The organism is Acinetobacter sp. YH16051, assembly GCF_013417135.1.
Classification (GTDB): domain Bacteria; phylum Pseudomonadota; class Gammaproteobacteria; order Pseudomonadales; family Moraxellaceae; genus Acinetobacter; species Acinetobacter towneri.
The window spans coordinates 183,702-202,437 of record NZ_VPEN01000003.1 but is presented as its reverse complement, the minus strand read 5'-3'; the positions used below and the strand labels follow the sequence as shown (position 1 = coordinate 202,437).

Genomic DNA, 18,736 nt, shown 5'->3' with positions numbered 1-18,736 from the left:
TGGATGACAGAGTTACCGTTTCAACAGTCACCAACTCTGAATGTTCGCCAAAATCGTGCCTTGGCGTTAGCGGGTGTGTTTCAAGCCACCCAGCTCACGCACATGACTGCACTCACAGGCAGACAAAGTATTGGTGAAAGCGGTAACTTTTATTTTGAGCAATTAATTAAAGCCAGTTTAAATATCCGTCCAAGTAGCAATCACAGTTCGCAAACTTTGGATTTTTTTAATCATTTGGCCGATATTTCTTTGGGTTTAAAAACGCTAGAAAGCAGCATCAACCAACCTTTTAATACTGCTCCTAAATCGCGTTTACCTAAACTATCCAATACCAAACTACCCATGTCGTATGCGATGGCACTCTTACAATTAGAAAAGAAAGTGTATAGCAATCCTAAATACGTCGAAATTATTGAGCAGTCACAGCAAAAAATCTTAAAACAACTTTCATTTTTTGATCATAACTATTTGCATCCCAGTATTATTGCCAATTTAGCCCAAACCTATGTCGATACTGCGGGACAAATTAACCCGCGCATTATGGTACGTGGCAATGCAGAAGCATTTAAGGATTCTGCACATACCAACCGAATTCGAGCTTCGCTTTTTACAGGCTTACAAATGGCACACCTTTGGCGTCAACTTGGTGGCAGTTCATGGGGCATGGTATTTAGCAAACGTAAATTATTACGTGATATTCAAGATCTGGCGCGTTTACAGTATCAGGTGGTTTAAACCATGCTGAACACGCTTTTGTTTTAGGTTTAATTCCAAAGTTTAAGGAATCGATATGAACGCTTTAACCGCACTTTCTCCATTAGATGGGCGCTATGCAAGCAAATGTGATGCTCTCCGCCCTTTCCTCTCTGAGTTTGGTTTAATCCATGCTCGTGTGACTGTTGAAGTGCGTTGGTTACAAGCGCTTGCCAATCGTCCTGAAATTACCGAAGTACCTGCTTTCAGTGCTGCAACGAATGCTGCATTAGATGCAATTGTTGCAGATTTCTCTGAAGATGATGCCAACCGCATTAAAGAAATTGAACGCACCACCAACCATGACGTAAAAGCAGTTGAATATTTCTTAAAAGAAAAAATTGCCAACATTGATGAGTTAAAAAATGCAGGTGAGTTCATTCACTTTGCTTGTACTTCAGAAGACATCAACAACTTGTCACATGCTTTAATGCTTAAAAATGGTCGTGAAGTATTGGTTGCAGCGATGCAGCAAATCATTGATTCGATTGTTGCATTGGCAGAAAAACACGCAGATCAACCAATGTTGTCACGTACTCACGGTCAAACTGCAAGCCCAACAACTTTGGGTAAAGAAATGGCAAACGTGGCATATCGTCTTGCACGTCAAATCAAACAGTTCAAGCAAGTTGAGCTTTTGGGCAAAATCAATGGTGCAGTAGGTAACTACAACGCTCACCTTTCTGCATACCCAGAAATCAACTGGCCTGCACATTCTCAAGCATTTGTAGAATCTTTAGGTTTAAGCTTTAACCCATACACGACTCAAATTGAGCCACACGACTATATGGCAGAATTGTTTGATGCGCTACGTCGTTTCAACACCATTCTAATCGACTTCAACCGTGACGTTTGGGGCTACATCTCACTTGGTTTCTTCAAGCAAAAACTGAAAGAAGGTGAAGTTGGTTCTTCAACCATGCCGCACAAAGTAAACCCAATTGACTTTGAAAACTCTGAAGGTAACTTGGGTATCGCCAATGCAGTCTTGGCTCACTTAGGCGAAAAATTACCAATCTCTCGCTGGCAACGTGACTTAACTGACTCGACTGTATTGCGTAATATGGGTGTTGGTTTTGCACAAAGCTTGATCGCATTTGAAGCTTGCTCTAAAGGTATTGGCAAACTTGAATTGAACGCACAACGTATTCTTGAAGATTTAGACAATGCTCAAGAAGTATTGGCTGAGCCAATTCAAACTGTGATGCGTCGTTATAACATCGAAAAACCATACGAAAAATTAAAAGCTCTTACACGTGGTCAAGCTATGACACGTGACATGATGGTAGATTTCGTGAATGGTAATGAGTTGGAAGGCGTTCCTGCAGCAGATCGCGCACGTTTAGCGACAATGACGCCTGCAACTTACACAGGTAATGCAGCTGAACAAGCAAAACAAATTCAAGATTTAATTGCTAAAATCTAATTTGTAAAAGCATTCATCACAATACAAAAATGCGAAGCTTCGGCTTCGCATTTTTATTAGAATAAAACAAATCTTCCAACTTAAACATCACATGCAAAATCAATTCCGCATTCAACATTACTGTGCTTTAGGCTTGGTTATACTCGCCATGCTTGCTGCCAGTATTCAACCACTGGAATTTGAATCGTATCTACTGCATCAGGCAGGCACAGTTTTTATGCTCGCGGCTTTATTGATTGCGTTTAAAAAAGTAGGACTGAGTTTTTCTAGCTTTGTGCTGTATTTAATATTTTTACTGATTCATATTGTCGGAGCACATTATCTGTATTCTTATGTGCCCTATAATGATTGGATTTTGCACAGCTTTGGCTTCAATTTAGATCAGAGCATGGGTTGGTCACGCAATATGTATGACCGTTTTGTGCATTTGGCTTATGGTATTTTGCTCTATCCTGTTTTATTGCGCTTGTTTGAAGTCTGGTTTCCAAAAAACAAACCTATCGTTTTATATCTTTTGGTCATTCAATTTATCATGGCAAGCAGTTTAATTTATGAATGGGTGGAATGGCTCATTGCGCTTGGCTTATCGCCAGAAGATGCTGAAAATTATAATGGTCAGCAAGGTGATATTTGGGATGCACACATGGATATGCTTTTAGCAACGATAGGAGCAATGCTGATGGGATGCTTCTACTTGATCAAGAAACCCTAACAGGATGCCTCTTTCGTACTAAATCCAAATTTATTGCCAATACCACCACCAGAAGCCAGCTAAACTTGCGACTGAAATCATCCAGATCAACACCGTTAATACTGCAGGTTTACCTGAACCCCAAAACATGGTTTTGGCAAGCCATTTTTTAAACAATACGCTGCTTAAAGTTAAGCTTGCTAAATGCATCAACACTGCAGCTAAGAATAAATTTGCAGCAAATTCATGCACCTCTTTTAAGGTATGACTTTGGGTATAATCGGTGAAAAACCCAGCCAACACGGTTAAAGGCAAAGCCAGCCAAATCAACAAAATACTGAATTGAAACGCACTGGAACTGCCTGACTTTAAAAACTGCAATGAAAAAAACTGCTGTGGCTGTTTCCAATAGCGTTTTACAAATTGTTGAATCATGCCTAAACGTTTAGAAATTCCTGTCGGCTGTGTGCTGTTCAACATACTCAACACCTGCCATACAATTCGTAAAGCTAAACTAATCCCCAACGTATAGCCAAAAGCCATATGTAACTGATGCCATTCTTCCGCATCACCTGTTAAATAAGCCCCTGTAAAACTTAGCAGCATCACCACATGCAAAAAACGAATCATTAAATCTGTAGATGTTGATTGCTTCGCGGGCACAATATTTGTTTGCATATTCAACCTATCAAGGTAGTTTTGTTCTTATCACAAAGATATAACATCAAGCTGAATTGAAAATTAAGATGCTTAAATCAAAGACCCTATATTTTTGAATAAAAGTGAATAAAAAAATTGCGCTCAATTGAGCGCAATTTTTAGATAAATTTTAGAAGTTAGATAATCTCTATTACAGTTTAGGATCACGAATTTGTAGCAAACTGCTGTTGGCTTTGCTTAGACTATCAACCAGTTTATTCATCACCGCAGGAATCAGGCTGTCTGCCATTTGTGCAGCTTGCAAACCCAGTTTTTCACCCAAAGTTGGCTTTTTACGAGTTTGAATCACATAAATATCATGCTGTGGCAATAAGCTCAGTAAGTATTCATCTGAGGTTTGTAGTTTATCCACCAAATTTAAATCTAAAGCATCCTGACCATACCAATGCTCACCTGTTGCGACTTTTTCAACATTCAGTTGTGGGCGGTACTTTTCAACAAAGTGCTTAAACAGAATATGGGTTTGCTGCAACTCTTGTTCAAATTTTGCTTTGCCTTCTGCGGTATTTTCACCAAACATGGTCACGGTGCGTTTATATTCACCTGCGGTGTACATCTCAAAATCTATATTTTTTTCTTTCAGCAAGCGATTAAAGTTCGGTACTTGTGCCACTACCCCAATAGAACCCAAAATCGCAAATGGCGCTGACACAATTTCTGAACCAATGCATGCCATCATATAGCCACCACTTGCCGCAACTTTATCGACACAAATGGTTAAATGAAATCCTGCATCACGTAAACGCACCAATTGAGCAGCAGCAAGTCCATAGCCATGTACCATGCCACCAGGGCTTTCTAGGCGCACCACCACACGGTCACGACCTGCTTTTGCTGTTGCCAAAACCAAAGTGATTTCTTCACGTAATTGCTCTACTGCTGATGCGGCTGTATCGCCTTTAAAGTCAAGTACATAAATTTTTTGATTGTTCTTTTTACGGGCTCGTGCTTCACGTGCCATTTGTTGGCTAAGTTGCAACAACTCAAGTTTAGATGCCGTAGTTTGCGCAATTTTTTTTCGTTGTTCGTTAATTCGCGCATTTAAATGGCTAATACGAATTTCGGCAGGTAATTTAGGTAAATGAAATAACATAGATCCGCAATTCTCAATTTTATTTGTGCTTAGCTTAAGATGAGGGCTGAACTTAAAAATTCAATATCACCTTGTTGATTTGCTTAATTTAATCGATTTTAAATCTCATTACCGTTTAATTTGTGCAAAAGCAAAATCATGCTAGGTACTAAACATTCGTCATAAAAAAACCGCAAATCGGTTTGATTTGCGGTCCTTTTATACAGATTTTGAAAATTAACCAAAACGACCTGTAATATATGCTTCTGTTAATTGATGGTCTGGCTGAGTAAATACTTTTTCAGTTGCATTCACTTCAATCAAATCACCCAAATGGAAGTATGCAGTACGGTCAGATACACGTGCTGCCTGTTGCATAGAGTGCGTTACAATTGCAATTGTATATTGAGTAGAAAGTTCAGAAATTAATTCTTCTACTTTTGCCGTTGCAATTGGGTCAAGTGCCGAACATGGTTCATCCATCAAAATTACTTCTGGACTTACCGCAATGGTACGCGCAATACAAAGACGTTGTTGCTGACCACCAGAAAGACCTGTGCCTGGTTGATTCAAACGATCTTTCACTTCATCCCACAAACCTGCTTTACGTAAGCTGTTTTCAACAATTTCTTCTAAATCGTACTTATCACGTGCTAAACCATGTAGTTTAGGGCCATAAGCCACGTTTTCAAAAATTGATTTAGGGAATGGGTTTGGCTTCTGGAACACCATGCCCACTTGCGCACGTAATAACACCACGTCAAGGTTCGGGTCATAAATGTCTTGGTTATCCAACATTACTTTACCCGTTACACGACAGCTATCAATCGTGTCGTTCATACGGTTTAAAGTACGCAAGAACGTAGATTTACCACAACCTGATGGACCAATGAAGGCAATCACTTCATTTTCATAGATATTTAAATCAATACCTTTAATCGCTTCAGATTCACCATAATACACATGCACGTCATTGGTGCTTAACTTTACATTTGAAGATTTCGCTTCTTTTTTGCTTGAAGTTTGCGTATCAAATTGTGAAACAAACGAAGTCGATGATTGCTTCTGTTCTACATGGGTAGATGTAAATTGGCTTTGTTGTGGATTCACTTGCTTATCCTGTTCTAAGGAATTCGGTTTTTCTGGGCTTACTACAGTATTCATATTCTCTGCCCTCAATTACCAGCGTACTTCAAACTTCTTACGTAACCAAATTGCAAGGCTGTTTAAGCCAATCATTAGCGCAAGTAGTACGATAATGGCTGCAGCGGTACGTCCCTCGAAGAAGTTACGCAATTCATTACCCTGCCATAAGAAAATTTGCACAGGTAACGCAGTAGATTGATCAAGTGGAGTTGCTGGTACACTGGCAACGAAAGCACTCATACCAATTAATAACAATGGTGCGGTTTCACCTAAAGCTTGTGCGACACCAATAATTGCACCCGTTAAAATACCCGGCAATGCAAGTGGGAGTACGTGGTGGAACACAGTTTGTAAACGAGAAGCACCCAAACCTAAAGCAGCTTGACGAATAGACGGTGGCACTGCTTTTAATGATGCACGCGTGGTAATAATCACGGTTGGTAAAGTCATTAAACTCAGTACCAAACCACCGACCAATGGTGCAGACAATGGTAAATGCATCCAACCAATAAAGATCGCAGCACCCAACAAACCAAATACAATAGAAGGTACAGCGGCCAAGTTATTGATGTTCACTTCAATAATATCAGTAATCGCATTTTTTGGCGCAAATTCTTCTAAGTAAATTGCTGATGCAACACCAATTGGAATCGAAATAAAGATCACAATCAGCATCATGAATAATGAACCCATGAATGCACCTGCCAAACCAGAAGTCGCTGGAGAACTACGTGAGTCTGGGCTAACAAAAATATTGGTATTGAAAGTACTTTCAATAATACCTTGTGATTCGAGCTGATCTGCCAATTGACGTACTTCAGGGCTTAATTGTTGCTGCTCATCTGGTAAGCTGCGGTCAATCTTGCCTTCTAGCCATACATCGACGTTGGCATCTGCAAGCACTTTCACTTCTTTGGTTTGGCCAATTAAAGAAGGATCTGCCAAGACCATGTCACGAAGACGGTATGCTTCAGAACTGGTATATAAGTAACCAAGATCATCACGCTTAGCTTCTAGCGCTTTGTCTTTCGCTACAATACCATTCACAATTAAAGCATCCCAATCGACCATACCCATTTCGGTTTGCCACGCAATCATACGGTCTTCGTATTGTGCTGGTGACTCGCCTGCAATCGCCTTAGGTTTTGGACCTGCATTGACAATCGCTGGATCGAAGTAAATTGGAAGGCTCATGCTGCTTTGCCAGAACGCAGGCAAACCTTTAGATAAGATACTGCCGAATAACAATACGACAAAGAATAAACCTGCAATAACTGCCGAGAACCCCATCAAACGGAAGGTTTTTTCCTTACGATGACGCTTACCCAATGAACTGGCGATGGTTTTTTTACGTTGTTCACGTAATTCGGCAGCAGCTTGTGGATCTAACTGATCCAAAGACGATGTATTTGAAGTACTCATTAGTCGTATTGCTCACGATATTTACGCACAATGTATAGTGCAACAATGTTCAAACCTAAGGTAATCACGAACAGGGTCAAACCAAGTGCGAAAGCAACCAATGCCTGCGGACTTGCGAAATCTGTATCACCTGTTAATTGGTTCACAATCGTAATCGTAACCGTAGATACCGCTTCTAATGGGTTTGCGTGTAGTAAAGGACTATTACCTGCAGCCAACACCACAATCATGGTTTCACCAATTGCACGTGACGCAGCAAGTAAGAATGCACCAATCACCCCTGGTAATGCAGCTGGCATCACCACGCGACGAATGGTTTCAGATTTGGTTGCACCTAAGCCTAAAGAACCATCACGTAGCGCACGCGGCACTTGCGTAATAATGTCATCAGACAATGAAGATACAAAAGGAATGATCATAATACCCATCACTAAACCAGCGGTTAATGCACTCGTGGCATTAATATCTAGTCCAATGATTGCACCCGCTGTTTTAAGGAACGGACCAATGATCATCATGGCAAATACACCGTACACAATGGTCGGAATACCTGCTAAAACTTCAATGGTCGGCTTTGCCCATGCACGGAATTTAGGCGATGCATATTCTGCAAGGTAAATGGCGATCATTAAACCAATAGGTACTGCAACTAATAAAGCAATACCACTCACCATCAATGTGCCCCACAGTAATGGAAGTAAACCATAACTGCCATCTGCACTACCCGAGGTGCTAAAACCAGGGTTCCAGACTGTACCAAAGAAGAAATCCAGTGGGCTAACGAAACTAAAGAATCGCATCGCTTCACTGAACATGGACATCACAATACCAACCGTAGTTAGAATCGCAACACCAGAACATAATGCCAAAGAAATGTTGATGATTTTTTCAACTTGGTTACGTGCGCGGAATTGTTGTGAAACACGTTTCTTTGCCCACAGCAAACCAAATAAGGCCGCACAGATCACCACCGCAAGTTTGGCATAAGAACCAATGGTTTCAATTTTCGCTAATTGCTCTGCCGCTGCAACTTCGTATGCAGCAGGTGTATCACTTACACCAAAACCAGATGCAATGGCTTGTACGCGATCAACCAAAACACTTGTACTTGCAGGGTCTAGGCTTGCAGCAATGTGCGCTGGCACATTATTAATTACCACTTGCTCTAGAATACTTGGTTCAACCAAGTTCCAAACAATCAAAATTAAAAAAGCAGGAATACCACACCATAATGCTACCAACGCGCCATAATATCCTGGGCGTGAATGTAACATTGCAGAGTTATTTCCCTTACCTGCTAGGTTACGGCTCTTGCTTAACCCGATTTGATAGGCTACGGCGATAATCGCCAATAACACACCTATGAGTAGCAGATTCATGTATTCTCCACTGTTTTTTCAATTTGTGTTTTTGAAAAAACATTTCTTAGCAAAAAGCCGATGGCAGGTTGTTCCCTGCCATCAGCTGCTTTAACTCAAATTACTTAACCGCTTTACCAGCTTTGAAGTTAGCAAGAACTTGTGCACGCTCTTTGTCAGACATAGAGATCAAACCTACTTTGTCTAATTTAGAACCTTTACCAGATACTTTCTTGCTCAAGAAGTATTCAGTAAATTGCGGTAAACCTTTGATTGATTTAAGGTGCTCACCTTTCACGTAGAAGAACAATGGACGTGATACAGGGTAAGAACCATTTAAAATTGTGTTTTCAGATGGCGCTACGTTGTTTACAGTTGCAACACGTAAACGGTCACGGTTTTGGTCATAGAAACCTAAGCCGAATACACCTACTGCGCTTGGAGAAGTTTTCAAACGTGCCAGTGTTTCTGTGTAGTCACCCGCGATTTCGATTACACGACCATCCTTACGGAAAGTAGTACACACTTTCTTTTGCGCATCTTTGTCTAATGCTTTGATTGCAGCATAAGCTTCACAGCCTGCATCAACCATTTTCTCTTGGAACACTTCACGTGTACCGTGGTTAGACGCTGGAATTACAAGTGTAATAGGCTCGTTTGGAAGTGTTTTGTCAATTTGGTTCCAACTTGTATATGGGTTAGCAACCATTTTACCTTTAGATGGTAATTGAGCTGCAATTGCTGCATATACATGGTAAGGCTTTAATTTGTAAGCCGCTTTGTTTGCGTTAGAAGCAAATACGATACCGTCGTAACCAATTTTAATTTCTAAAACTTGGTTTACGCCTGCTTTTTTACAAGCAGCTAATTCTGAATCTTTAATTTTACGAGATGAGTTCGCGATGTCGATTGTGTTATCACCCACACCTGTACAGAACTGCTTCAAACCACCTGAAGAACCGCCTGAACCAACAACTGGAGTTTTGAATTGTGGGAAAGTATTACCAAATTCTTCTGCTACAATACTTGCGTATGGTAGAACGGTTGAAGAACCCGCGATTTGGATGGTGTCACGAGCTGCGTTAGCAGTTGTTACAGCTGCTGCAGATACGGCTAAAGCAATGGCGATGTTAGTAAAGCGCATTCTGTTCTCTCTCATAGTATGCAAGTTCGGAGTACGTCACTTGTTATTAAGTTTTGTACTTATTTCGATAACTGCATTGTGGTTTTATAATATGACAACCATGTTACAGCTTTGTTACGCTTTGGTTATATTTGCTTTTCGTATCTGAAATAATTTTTAAATGATTTAAAATCAATAACTAATAAAACACTAGAGTGCTTATTTTTTTCAGTATTTAAATTTCAAATTGTAATAATTCATGCCAATGTCATCATTATTTATGGTTTTTTCTACCAAAATTGATGGTTTATTCGCCAATTGCGTAATTTTTATGACATCCGCAGTGCATTATTTGAGCCCAAAACACCCAATCCATCACAAAATTCAAGCAAGAACGGTACAACACTTCACTGCAATATTTTTTAATCAGACACAAAAAAAGCCACCGTAGTGACTTCTTTTGTTGTATTTCATAACAATCTGAATAATGAAAGCATTAGTCGATTGGTGGCGTATAAGTACCCGCGACAATCGCATCTTTAATGCGATCTGCTTCTGCCAATACTAGGCCTAACAAGTTTTTCACGTTTTCAAGTGTTGCCACTGGACTTAAAGTCGTCATCTTCAATGATTGAACATTACCGACTTTAGTTACACCAATATTGGCCTCACCACGTGCAAATAATTCATCTGCCACGTTTTGGTTCAAGCTATCCAAGAACTCTGCAGGATAACCTTCAGGCACAACACGGAACAACACTGAAGCAAATTGTGGTTCAACCAACAATTCTAAACCTGCAGTCGCTTTAATATAATCAGCAACGTCACAGGTTAGCTTCACACCATGATCAATCATAGAACCGTAAAGCTCTTCACCTAATGCTTCAATCGTCATCCAAAGTTTCAACGCATCAAAACGACGCGTTGTTTGCAATGACTTAGACACCAAGTTTGGTACGCCATGTTCTTCATCATAAGCAGAGTTCAAATATTCTGCTTCATAGTGCATGAAACGATAGTTCGCTTCATCTTTCAGTAAGAACGCACCGCACGAAATAGTTTGGAAGTAATGCTTATGGAAATCCAGTGTCACAGAATCAGACAGCTCAATACCATCAAGCATGTCACGATGACTGTTAGAAAGAATTAATGCACCACCCCAAGCTGCGTCAATGTGCATCCACGCGCCATATTGATTAGTGATGTCACGAATCTTTTTAAGCGGATCAATCGCGCCTGCATCGGTTGTACCTGCAGTCGCAACCACACACGCAACGATCTTACCTTCAGATTTTAAATGCGCCATGGTTTGCTCAAGTGCAACCACGTCCATTTGTGCATTTTCATTAACAGGTACAGTAACAACCGATTGGAAGCCCATACCCATCATCGCCATGTTCTTTTGCACAGAGAAGTGTGCATTTTCAGAACAAATGACTTTCACATTACGCATTGCATCGCTTGGAATACCATCGCGCTGAACAGACCACGGATTACCGTTTTCATCTTTCCAGTTCTTTGCAATACACGCATCACGCGCCAATAACACACCCATCAAGTTAGACTGCGTACCACCTGAAGTGAACACGCCCGCTTGACCTGCACCATAGCCAACTTTTTGACGTAACCAGTCAATTAGTTGTACTTCCATCAATGAACCTGCAGGGCTTTGATCCCAAGAGTCCATAGATTGGTTGGTTGCGTTAATGAGAACTTCTGCAATTTGGCTTGCCACCATAGTTGGACAATGCAAATGTGCCAAAGAATGTGGATGATGAACTTTTAAACTTTTGTTTAAGAAAAGCTCAACCATGCGTTCCAATGACTTTTGTACACCCAAACCTTGTTTTGCAGGCTGGAAAGAAATCGCTTCACGCAATTCTTTAATGCTACCGCCTGTGTACATTTTGTCATTTTGCAACCATGCCGCGACTGCTTGAGTCGCTTGTTCCATTGCTTCACTGTAGTCAGCAATGGATTGAGCATCATTGCAGAGTAACGCTTTACGATGTTCTGCAAAATCTACCATAAACTTATGCGCCTCGAACTGCGACTAACGCTTCAGCAACTGCTTTCTTGAAGCGAGCGATGACTTCTACACACTCTTCTTGAGTAATGATGAGTGGGCAAAGTAAACGGATTACCGTACCACCACGACCACCTTTCTCAAGCAACAATTTGTTGTCAAAACATGCAGCTTGAACAGCAGCAGCCAATTGAGAATCTGCTGGATAAGCACCTAAACGGTCTTTTTCTTGGCGTTCATCTACAATTTCGATACCAATCATTAAACCGCGACCACGCACGTTACCAATACATGGGAATTCAACAGCTAATTTTTTCAATTCAGCTTGTAAGAACTCACCACGCTCTTGCGCGTTTTGTGCAAGGTTTTGTTCTTTAATGGTTTTAAGCACCACAAGACCAGTACCCATTGCCAATTGGTTACCACGGAAAGTACCCGTGTGACCTGCAGGCTGCCATGCGTCAAACTTACGTTTAATAGCAAGTACAGCTAATGGCAAGCCACCACCAACAGCTTTAGACATAACAATCACGTCTGGCTCAATACCTGCATGTTCAAATGCAAACATTTTGCCTGAACGTGCAAAGCCCGCTTGTACTTCGTCTAGAATTAAAACGATGTTGTGCTTTTCAGTCACTTCACGGATTTTCTTCAACCATTTTACTGGTGCAGTCACAACACCGCCTTCACCCTGAATTGCTTCAAGAATTACAGCTGCAGGCTTAGTGACACCGCTTTCTACATCTTCAATAAAGTTTTCAAAATAATACGTTAACGCATCTACACCCGCTTCGCCACCAATGCCAAGTGGGCAACGGTATTCATGCGGATACGGCATAAATTGAACACCAGGCATTAAACCATTTACTGCATTTTTTGCAGACAGGTTACCTGTCATGGCCAATGAGCCATGTGTCATACCATGATAGCCACCTGAGAAACTAATAACTGAGCTACGACCTGTGTAGGTTTTTGCCAGTTTAATTGCAGCCTCAGTGCCATCTGCACCTGTAGGACCACAGAATTGTAAGCAGTACTCTTCTTGGCCGCCAGGCATGTGTGAAAGCAACGCTTCAGTAAAAGCATCTTTCAAAGGTGTCGTTAAATCTAGGGTGTGTAATGGCAAACCACTCGCTAAAGTGTCTTGGATGCTTTGAACCACCGCAGGATGGTTATGACCCAATGCCAAGGTCCCTGCCCCAGCCAAACAATCTAGGTACTCAGTACCTTCAACATCGGTAACCCAACAACCCAGTGCTTTCGCTATCGCTAACGGTAATTTACGAGGATAACTACGCACATTCGATTCCATCTGACTTTGGCGAGTCAAGTAGTATTCGTTTGTGGAATGGTTGGCAGGGTTTACAGAAGTAACGCTCATATCGAATTACCATCTCTGATATGGGTTGAAAGAAATAAGTCTGGTGACTTGCGGTCCTTTGACTCGGTGCTTTTTTGATCTAGCGAGATAGAGTTTTGTTCTTCAAGACTAGGAAGCGGGATAATACCTAATTTTTCTAGAAAATAAACAGGTTTAACCCAAATATTGCCTAATTTCATCGAAAAAACATATCTTGCAGATGATTCGATTGAATTATCATCTTACATTGTGACAAAGGAAAGAAAATTTAACTCTTTCCACTTCCTTTATACGTTTTTTTGCACAATCTCTCAAGTCATGCAGCATTTATTTTCAAAATAGTATAGATCATTATTTTTATTGAATTTTATAAATGCTTTTTTGCTGCAATTTTTAACGCATATTTTACAAAGCCACCACAAATTCAACTAAAAATCCTCACAAAGCAAAGTTACTATTTAAATCAATTCAAACGCTTTTCATAAATCCTGATCCCCTGAATAATAGGTCATAATATGCGCTTACTTTCTCTCGCTGCTACCCTGTTGGCTGTTGGTGCTGCAAGCACTGCTTTTGCCCAACAAAATGAATCTTTAAATTACAATATCATCAATGTTCAAGCTGAAGCTACACGCGAAGTTTCAAATGATCAAATGCACGCTGTGTTATATATTGAAAAAAGTCACAAACAGCCTGCTGAACTTGCATCACAAATTAACCAGTTAATGAGCCAAGCCATTGCAACTGCACGTAAGTATCCACAAGTGAAAGTTGAAACAGGTTCGCAAACCACCTATCCAATTTACGACAATGACAGTCGTAAGTTAAAAGAATGGCGTGGTCGTGCAGAAGTACGTGTGCAAAGCACCGATTTTAAAGCCGCAAGCCAGTTGGTGAGTGAGCTACAACAAAACTTTCAGACCCAATCAATTAATTTTAGCGTGTCGGATGCACAACGCAAAAAAGTTGAAAACGAGTTGATGGTCGAAGCGTCTAAAAACTTTCAACAACGTGCGCAAATGTTAAGTCAGGCTTGGAATAAATCGGGCTATAACTTGGTTAATTTGAACCTAAACACCAATTCTTATTTTCCGCAACCTGTTATGCGCGCGAGTATGGCTAAATTTGCTGTCGCAGAAACGGCTGTAGCTGATCAAGATATGGCAGCAGGTGAATCTAAAATTACAGTCAATGCAAATGGAACGATTCAGTTTAAATAAACTTGAAGCATGACATGCGTTGTTTAAGTAATAAAAAACCCGCTTAGATATTCCAAGCGGGTTTTTTAATAACTTCAATTGAATGATAACTTACAGCATCATCAATAAATCGCTATGTGATTGCGATGGATCATCTCCAACGAACGTGCCTCGCCTAACACCTGATGCACTTTGTCAGAAGCCAAGCCTTTGACCAAATCTGCAGAACGTGAACTAAAATTAACACGTCCCACAGCGACACGATGACCTTGTGTATCTACACACTCCACCACATCGCCACGTTCAAAATGCCCTTCTACCGCTTTTACACCCACAGGCAATAAACTGCGATGATTTTCTTTAATGGCTTTGACTGCGCCATCATCAATCACCAAACGTCCTGCCGTTTGTAAATGTGCCGCCAACCACTGTTGATGTGCGGCAATACGGTCATTATCGGTAATAAATAAAGTACCCAACAATTCGCCCGCCATTAAACGCGCAAGTACGTTGTCACTTTCACCACTGGCAATCAACGTCGGACAGCCCGATTTAGCCGCTAAACGTGCCGCACGAACTTTAGTCAGCATACCGCCACGCCCAAACTTACCGCCACCACCTGCCATATCGAACAAGCTTTCATCCAAAGCACGTACGGTATGGAATAGTTTTGCATTTGGGTTAGAACGTGGGTCAGAGTCAAACATGCCTTGCTGATCAGTCAAAATGATCAGTAAGTCTGCATGCACTTGCCCTGCCACCATTGCAGCCAAGGTGTCGTTATCACCAAAACGAATTTCATCGGTAGAGACCGTGTCATTTTCATTAATGACAGGAATCACCCGCCATTCAATCAGGTTTTGCAAAGCATCACATGAGTTTAAATAGCGACGACGATCTGCCAGATCATCATGCGTTAAAAGTACTTGTGCCGTTTGAATTTGGTGTTTTTCCAGCACACTTGACCAAGTCTGAATTAGTCCCATTTGACCAATGGCAGCGCATGCCTGAAGACTGGGTAGATCAGTGGGTCGATGCTCTAGTTTCATTCGCACCATACCTTCAGCCACAGCTCCCGATGACACCAAAATAATTTCGTGTCCTGCATTGTGTAGATCTGCAATTTGTCCCGCCCAATGCGAGATCGCATCTAAATCTAAACCTTGCCCATTGGCTGTGAGTAAAGATGATCCGATTTTAACAACGATTCGTTTACAACCCTTGAGCTGACGTTGCCCATCTACCACTTCTATCATCTTGTCCTCAGTCACTTTTTGTAGCGCTTAGCGTACGTAGTACACTTCTACATCGCCATCTTCACCATCATCGTCTTCGTCGTCATCGCCCAACATACCTGCAAGACGTTGCTGACGGCGCATCTCACGATACGCTTCTTTCGCGGCGATGGTTTGTTCACGTGTTTCAGCTTCTAGCTGATCACGGAATGCTTTCATTTCAGCAGCATAGTCAGGATCTTCAACTTCACGTTCGCGTTGTTGCTCAATTTGATCCATCAGGTAATAAACCACTTGCTGAGTACCTTCAGACATTAAACCTGAAGTTTTAAATACAGGGCCGTCCCACTGCAATTCTTCCAGAATGTGTTTACACCATTCTTCGCGTGAATCTTCAGGAATTTGATCCAGTTTATTTAACACCAACACCATTGGCAGTTTAGCCAAAGTTGGAGAGAATTTTTTCAATTCTTCCATAATGGCTTTGGCATTATACGCTGGGTCAGAGCCATCAATAGGCTGAACATCTACAATGTGTAGCAAAATACGGGTACGTGCCAAGTGTTTCAAGAAACGAATACCAAGACCTGCACCTTCAGCCGCACCTTCAATTAGCCCTGGAATATCGGCCATCACAAAAGAACGATGACGGTCTGCATCCACCACACCCAGATTTGGCACCATGGTGGTAAATGGATAGTCGGCTACTTTTGGTTTTGCCGCAGAAACAGCACGTATGAACGTTGACTTACCCGCATTTGGCATACCCAATAAGCCAACATCCGCAAGTACTTTCAACTCCAGACGAATTTCGCGGAATTCACCTTTGGTACCATGCGTAAATTTACGCGGGGTACGGTTGGTCGATGATTTAAAGTGAGTATTCCCTAAACCACCATCTCCACCTTGTGCAACCAATACTTTCTGACCGCTTTCGACTAAATCTGCAATGATGTCGCCAGAGTCAGTATCCACAATGGTCGTTCCCACTGGTACAGTCAATACAACAGATTCACCGCCACGGCCAGCACAGTTTGCGCCCGAACCATTTTTACCACGTTCAGCGCGAAATTTACGGGTATAACGATAATCTACAAGGGTGCTTGCGTTGTCGTCGGCTTGCACATAAATACTGCCGCCACGACCGCCATCACCACCATCTGGTCCACCAAATGGTACGAATTTTTCTCGGCGAAAACTGGCTACGCCATTGCCACCGTCGCCAGCCTCTACGGTAATGACTGCTTCATCAACAAAGCGCATCTTGCCAATCCTCTAAAACTTTAAAAGCCGTATATTCTGCCATATTTTAGAAAATTTCTCGAATTATATTTATGCAATCGTATCAACTCAGGCTTTTTATATCAGGAACGTCAAAATCACTGATTTATTTTAACAATCATGTGATCGTTTTTTCTTATTTCTCCTTCTTAGGTTAAATTCTTATAGTGCATCCGCCCTTTTTGTTTTACTTGCATTTATGTCTGACTCTGCAACCACAACAACTGCTTTATCTCCTCAATTTATTTTACTGATGGCAACAGCATGTGGTTTATGTGCAGGCTCTGCTTATTTTAACCAACCGCTGATTTATTCAATTGAAAAAAGTTTAGGCATCAGCACCAGCCAAGCAGGTTTTGCAATAGTACTTGCACAAATCGGCTATGGTTTAGGATTAATGTTACTTGTGCCTTTGGGCGATTTACTCAATAAAAGAAAATTGATTGTGAGTTTGATGGTCTTTGCAGCACTCTCACAAATTTTACTGTCCTTTAGCAGCAATTTAACCATGCTGTATTTCTTTACGGTATGTGCCACATTTGGTGCGATTTCCGCACAGGTTTTAATTCCTTTTGCATCAAGCATTAGTCCACCCGAATCGAGTGCTGCCATTGTAGGCAAACTGATGAGTGGTTTGGTGATGGGTATTATTTTATCGCGCACCTTTGCTGGTTTTGTTTCGACCTTTTGGTCTTGGGAAGGTGTTTATTTAAGTAGCGGCATAATCACCCTACTGTTTGCAGGGCTGATGTGGAAAAAGCTACCTTCTACAACTGCCAATAAAAATTTGACCGTGGTAGCTATTTATCGTTCTCTAATACAATTGGCCACCACCCAGCCACATTTAATTCGCAGAGCCTGTGCAGGTGCTTTAGGCTTTGCCATTTTATCTTTAGTTTTCACTTCCATGACTTTTGTCTTGGCCAATCCACCTTATCATTTTAGTGATTTTCAAATCGGGCTTTTTGGCTTATTGGGTGTAATAGGCATTTTTTCTTCAAGCTGGTCAGGTAAAACGGTGGGCAAAGGCCGCGAAAATTTCGTCGCAATGCTCTGTATCAGTTTGATGTTGTTTTCTTGCATTCCACTCTTTTTTGCACAGCAGAATATTGTGGCTTATGCCGTTGGCGTATTGATGAGTTATTTTGGTCTAACTGCTTTTCACGTATTGAATCAAAACTTGGTGTACCGAATTGATGCCACCGCACGTTCCCGCATTAATGCGGTATATATGACTATTTATTTTTCAGGTGCAGCACTTGGTTCACTGACGGCGGTCTACGCATGGCAACACCGGGGCTGGATGGGTTGTGTTGTCAGTATTTTGGTATTTGCCATCGGGATTTTGCTGATTGATCGTTATGATTTTTCACATCGACGCACTATTTAATCATCCAGAATGTGCTTTGGAGTAGGAACATCTACAGCAACTTCCCTAAAAGATGAGTAATCCATTAGTGAGAAGATTGCTGTGAAGTTTCAGGCAAATGCTGTTCTAAATACTCAATCAGTTGATTCACTCTTGCTGCAATTTGTGAGCCTTCAAAAGTGAGTTGATATTCCACTTTAGGCGGCACCGTTGGGTAAACTGTACGTAAAATTAACCCATCTTGCTCAAGAGTTTTCAGGGTTTGCGCCAGCATTTTTTCACTCACCCCTTCAATGCGCTGTCTTAGCTCACTAAAGCGGTGCAAACCTTCGCTTAAACAATGCAACACCAACATTGACCATTTATTGGCTAAATGTTCTAAACGAATCCGTGATGGACAATCTTTAGCAAGGACTTGCCCGAGTAAGTGACTGGTTGCATATTGCATAACGGTATCCTTCTGTTATTTCTATTGTTCAGGCTTTGAAAGCTTGAAAGCAAAATCAAATTTACTTACTTTTTAGCATAGACTTTATTTTGGTAAGTTTAGGATAG

The 18,736-nt window shown here is 41.3% G+C and carries 16 protein-coding genes; 5 read left to right on the top strand and 11 right to left on the bottom strand.

Going from position 1 to position 18,736, the window contains the following annotated elements:
* Positions 1 to 3 precede the first annotated feature (3 nt).
* The 3 genes from hflD (at position 4) to FTV41_RS04410 (ending at position 2,891) form a co-directional block, all read left to right on the top strand.
* On the top strand, positions 4 to 735 hold the full coding sequence (gene hflD / locus FTV41_RS04420) for a high frequency lysogenization protein HflD (RefSeq protein ID WP_004971659.1): 732 nt from the start codon (positions 4 to 6) through the stop codon (positions 733 to 735).
* A gap of 55 nt (positions 736 to 790) precedes the next feature.
* A complete protein-coding gene (gene purB, locus FTV41_RS04415; protein ID WP_019837658.1) occupies positions 791 to 2,179 on the top strand; it encodes an adenylosuccinate lyase in 1,389 nt (462 codons plus the stop codon).
* A 91-nt stretch (positions 2,180 to 2,270) separates the two neighbouring features.
* Positions 2,271 to 2,891, top strand: a complete 621-nt coding sequence (locus tag FTV41_RS04410; protein WP_004971662.1) for a DUF2238 domain-containing protein — start codon at positions 2,271 to 2,273, stop codon at positions 2,889 to 2,891.
* A 30-nt stretch (positions 2,892 to 2,921) separates the two neighbouring features.
* Here the strand turns inward: FTV41_RS04410 and FTV41_RS04405 are convergent, their stop codons facing one another.
* The 8 genes from FTV41_RS04405 to FTV41_RS04370 all read right to left on the bottom strand — a co-directional run bounded on the left by FTV41_RS04405 (position 2,922) and on the right by FTV41_RS04370 (position 13,118).
* A complete protein-coding gene (locus tag FTV41_RS04405) occupies positions 2,922 to 3,548 on the bottom strand; it encodes a cytochrome b/b6 domain-containing protein (RefSeq protein WP_179996188.1) in 627 nt (208 codons plus the stop codon).
* A 172-nt stretch (positions 3,549 to 3,720) separates the two neighbouring features.
* Entirely contained in the window at positions 3,721 to 4,683 is a 963-nt protein-coding gene (gene sohB / locus FTV41_RS04400) for a protease SohB (RefSeq protein WP_179996187.1), read from the bottom strand.
* A gap of 216 nt (positions 4,684 to 4,899) precedes the next feature.
* The gene (gene pstB / locus FTV41_RS04395) at positions 4,900 to 5,826 is read right to left on the bottom strand and encodes a phosphate ABC transporter ATP-binding protein PstB (protein ID WP_218945146.1); all 927 of its coding nucleotides are present in this window, start codon (positions 5,824 to 5,826) and stop codon (positions 4,900 to 4,902) included.
* Positions 5,827 to 5,841: 15 nt separating this feature from the next.
* Positions 5,842 to 7,230: a phosphate ABC transporter permease PstA gene (gene pstA, locus FTV41_RS04390; RefSeq protein ID WP_167845916.1), complete on the bottom strand. Its 1,389-nt coding sequence runs from the start codon at positions 7,228 to 7,230 to the stop codon at positions 5,842 to 5,844.
* Positions 7,230 to 8,609: a phosphate ABC transporter permease subunit PstC gene (gene pstC, locus FTV41_RS04385; protein ID WP_004971674.1), complete on the bottom strand. Its 1,380-nt coding sequence runs from the start codon at positions 8,607 to 8,609 to the stop codon at positions 7,230 to 7,232. Before pstC ends, pstA begins: the two co-directional genes overlap by 1 nt.
* A gap of 100 nt (positions 8,610 to 8,709) precedes the next feature.
* Positions 8,710 to 9,732, bottom strand: coding sequence for a substrate-binding domain-containing protein (locus tag FTV41_RS04380; RefSeq protein WP_179996186.1), 1,023 nt, complete (start codon positions 9,730 to 9,732; stop codon positions 8,710 to 8,712).
* Between the two features lie 475 nt (positions 9,733 to 10,207).
* Positions 10,208 to 11,740 (bottom strand): aspartate aminotransferase family protein, encoded by a 1,533-nt coding sequence (locus tag FTV41_RS04375; protein ID WP_179996185.1) that lies wholly within the window; start codon positions 11,738 to 11,740, stop codon positions 10,208 to 10,210.
* 4 nt (positions 11,741 to 11,744) lie between these two features.
* A complete protein-coding gene (locus FTV41_RS04370) occupies positions 11,745 to 13,118 on the bottom strand; it encodes a diaminobutyrate--2-oxoglutarate transaminase (RefSeq protein WP_168418176.1) in 1,374 nt (457 codons plus the stop codon).
* A 494-nt stretch (positions 13,119 to 13,612) separates the two neighbouring features.
* Between FTV41_RS04370 and FTV41_RS04365 the strand changes: the two genes are divergently transcribed.
* Positions 13,613 to 14,317 carry an SIMPL domain-containing protein gene (locus tag FTV41_RS04365; protein WP_004971683.1) on the top strand — a complete coding sequence of 235 codons (705 nt, stop codon included), beginning with the start codon at positions 13,613 to 13,615 and terminating at the stop codon, positions 14,315 to 14,317.
* Between the two features lie 101 nt (positions 14,318 to 14,418).
* On the opposite strand, the gene proB is transcribed toward FTV41_RS04365, so the two are convergent.
* Together proB and cgtA are read right to left on the bottom strand one after the other, a co-directional pair.
* A complete protein-coding gene (proB, locus tag FTV41_RS04360) occupies positions 14,419 to 15,552 on the bottom strand; it encodes a glutamate 5-kinase (protein WP_179996184.1) in 1,134 nt (377 codons plus the stop codon).
* Between the two features lie 27 nt (positions 15,553 to 15,579).
* Positions 15,580 to 16,794 carry an Obg family GTPase CgtA gene (gene cgtA, locus FTV41_RS04355; RefSeq protein ID WP_168418173.1) on the bottom strand — a complete coding sequence of 405 codons (1,215 nt, stop codon included), beginning with the start codon at positions 16,792 to 16,794 and terminating at the stop codon, positions 15,580 to 15,582.
* 217 nt (positions 16,795 to 17,011) lie between these two features.
* Here cgtA and FTV41_RS04350 point away from each other — a divergent pair, with 217 nt between their 5' ends.
* The gene (locus FTV41_RS04350) at positions 17,012 to 18,202 is read left to right on the top strand and encodes an MFS transporter (RefSeq protein WP_179996183.1); all 1,191 of its coding nucleotides are present in this window, start codon (positions 17,012 to 17,014) and stop codon (positions 18,200 to 18,202) included.
* Positions 18,203 to 18,266: 64 nt separating this feature from the next.
* Here FTV41_RS04350 and FTV41_RS04345 read toward each other — a convergent pair whose 3' ends face one another.
* On the bottom strand, positions 18,267 to 18,629 hold the full coding sequence (locus FTV41_RS04345; RefSeq protein WP_004971692.1) for a helix-turn-helix domain-containing protein: 363 nt from the start codon (positions 18,627 to 18,629) through the stop codon (positions 18,267 to 18,269).
* Between the last annotated feature and the right edge of the window lie 107 nt (positions 18,630 to 18,736).

Excerpts from the sequence above, each read along its gene's own strand:
- hflD (WP_004971659.1), top strand. The coding sequence starts at position 4 with ATGACAGAGTTACCGTTTCAACAGTCACCAACTCTGAATGTTCGCCAA.
- purB (WP_019837658.1), top strand. The coding sequence starts at position 791 with ATGAACGCTTTAACCGCACTTTCTCCATTAGATGGGCGCTATGCAAGC.
- FTV41_RS04410 (WP_004971662.1), top strand. The coding sequence starts at position 2,271 with ATGCAAAATCAATTCCGCATTCAACATTACTGTGCTTTAGGCTTGGTT.
- FTV41_RS04405 (WP_179996188.1), bottom strand. The coding sequence starts at position 3,548 with ATGCAAACAAATATTGTGCCCGCGAAGCAATCAACATCTACAGATTTA.
- sohB (WP_179996187.1), bottom strand. The coding sequence starts at position 4,683 with ATGTTATTTCATTTACCTAAATTACCTGCCGAAATTCGTATTAGCCAT.
- pstB (WP_218945146.1), bottom strand. The coding sequence starts at position 5,826 with ATGAATACTGTAGTAAGCCCAGAAAAACCGAATTCCTTAGAACAGGAT.
- pstA (WP_167845916.1), bottom strand. The coding sequence starts at position 7,230 with ATGAGTACTTCAAATACATCGTCTTTGGATCAGTTAGATCCACAAGCT.
- pstC (WP_004971674.1), bottom strand. The coding sequence starts at position 8,609 with ATGAATCTGCTACTCATAGGTGTGTTATTGGCGATTATCGCCGTAGCC.
- FTV41_RS04380 (WP_179996186.1), bottom strand. The coding sequence starts at position 9,732 with ATGCGCTTTACTAACATCGCCATTGCTTTAGCCGTATCTGCAGCAGCT.
- FTV41_RS04375 (WP_179996185.1), bottom strand. The coding sequence starts at position 11,740 with ATGGTAGATTTTGCAGAACATCGTAAAGCGTTACTCTGCAATGATGCT.
- FTV41_RS04370 (WP_168418176.1), bottom strand. The coding sequence starts at position 13,118 with ATGAGCGTTACTTCTGTAAACCCTGCCAACCATTCCACAAACGAATAC.
- FTV41_RS04365 (WP_004971683.1), top strand. The coding sequence starts at position 13,613 with ATGCGCTTACTTTCTCTCGCTGCTACCCTGTTGGCTGTTGGTGCTGCA.
- proB (WP_179996184.1), bottom strand. The coding sequence starts at position 15,552 with ATGATAGAAGTGGTAGATGGGCAACGTCAGCTCAAGGGTTGTAAACGA.
- cgtA (WP_168418173.1), bottom strand. The coding sequence starts at position 16,794 with ATGCGCTTTGTTGATGAAGCAGTCATTACCGTAGAGGCTGGCGACGGT.
- FTV41_RS04350 (WP_179996183.1), top strand. The coding sequence starts at position 17,012 with ATGTCTGACTCTGCAACCACAACAACTGCTTTATCTCCTCAATTTATT.
- FTV41_RS04345 (WP_004971692.1), bottom strand. The coding sequence starts at position 18,629 with ATGCAATATGCAACCAGTCACTTACTCGGGCAAGTCCTTGCTAAAGAT.